Below are 1,286 nucleotides of genomic sequence, written 5' to 3' on the forward strand. Positions count from 1 at the left end.
CTAAGGGCTGTCCCGTAAATGATCTCTGAGCGGCCTCGGGCATGGTGGGCTGCCGTTACGGCTGGGTGGTTTACCTGGCGAGGGCGAGGTTGTGCATCCGTGCGATGCCGAGCATGGCGTGGTGGACGCCATCGCCCTTGAGGCGGCAGTCGCGGAGGATCTTCCAGGTCTTCATGCGGGCGAAGACGTGCTCGACGCGGGCGCGGACCTGTTTGTGGGACTTGTTGTGGGCCTGTTTCCATTCGGGTAGTTTTTCCCCTTTGTGCCGCCGGTGGGGCATCACGAGCCCGGTGCCCGGATAGCCGCCGTCGGCGATCGTCATGGTCTTGCCGACGGCGGCCTTCGCGCCGGACTCCTCCCACGCCTTGCAGTCGTTGCGATTCCCAGGCAGGGGCCGGCCGACCACCACAACCAGGCGGGTGTCGGCGTCGATGACGACCTGGTGGTTGGTGGAGTACCGGTAGTTTTTGGACTGCTCGGCGACGGTGTGATCGCGGGTGGGCACCAGGGTGCCGTCCACGATCAGTACGGCGTCCTTCGCGAACCGCTTGCGGGGCTGGAGAGCGAGCATCGGCCCGAGGTGATCGATGATCCGGTCCGCCGCCGACTTGGAAACCCCGAACAATGGGGCCAGTTGGCGCATGGTCAGGTTCGTTCGCCAGTAGGCCGCGACCAGCAGTGCCCGGTCTTCCAGCGCCAGGCTCCACGGTCGGCCCCTGCGGACCGCTTCCGCACCCTTGCGCCGCAGAACCGTCACCAGTTTCCCGAACTGCCGCGGGCTCAGCCCGGTGAACGGGGCTATCCATGACGGCTCCGACGCCGTGATCACACCAGCCACCGCGAGATCGTTCCATGACGTCCGGCACAACGTCGAGAATGCTCATATGACTGAAGAACTGGTGAGGTTCCTTGAGGCGCGGCTGGATGAGGAGGCCGACTCGGCCCGGCGCTGCGACGGTGACGGATGCGGGGAGTGGTCTGCCCACGGACACACGGTCGACTTCTGCCAGGTTGCCCTCTCAGGTTTCCACCCCACGATTGCTCTGCATGTGGCTCTGCACGACCCGGCCCGCGTCCTGCGCGAGGTCGAGGCCAAGCGGCGCATCCTGGCCCGTCATGCCCGCGATCCCTGGCCGTGTCACGACTTGCGTGACCTTGCTTCGCCCTACACCGACCATCCTGCCTTCCCCGCCCGGGCCTGAAGCGGCGCAGCTGACAAGCAGAGCGCCCGACAAGCCTGAACCGAGCCTCGCTCACTGAAGATCATTTACGGGACAGCTCTTAGG

The 1,286-nt window shown here is 65.9% G+C and carries 2 protein-coding genes; one reads left to right on the top strand and one right to left on the bottom strand.

Annotation, left to right across the window (positions count from 1 at the left end; translation table 11 throughout):
* Positions 1 to 70 precede the first annotated feature (70 nt).
* Complete coding sequence (locus ACFYY1_RS43280) at positions 71 to 838, bottom strand: transposase (RefSeq protein WP_388595613.1); 768 nt, start codon at positions 836 to 838, stop codon at positions 71 to 73.
* A 46-nt stretch (positions 839 to 884) separates the two neighbouring features.
* On the opposite strand from ACFYY1_RS43280, the gene ACFYY1_RS43285 reads away from it, so the two are divergent.
* Positions 885 to 1,202, top strand: a complete 318-nt coding sequence (locus ACFYY1_RS43285; protein WP_388595614.1) for a DUF6221 family protein — start codon at positions 885 to 887, stop codon at positions 1,200 to 1,202.
* Positions 1,203 to 1,286 lie beyond the last annotated feature (84 nt).

The sequence above is a fragment of the Streptomyces sp. NPDC001890 genome, assembly GCF_042891445.1.
Lineage (GTDB): Bacteria > Actinomycetota > Actinomycetes > Streptomycetales > Streptomycetaceae > Streptomyces.

Excerpts from the sequence above, each read along its gene's own strand:
- ACFYY1_RS43285 (WP_388595614.1), top strand. The coding sequence starts at position 885 with ATGACTGAAGAACTGGTGAGGTTCCTTGAGGCGCGGCTGGATGAGGAG.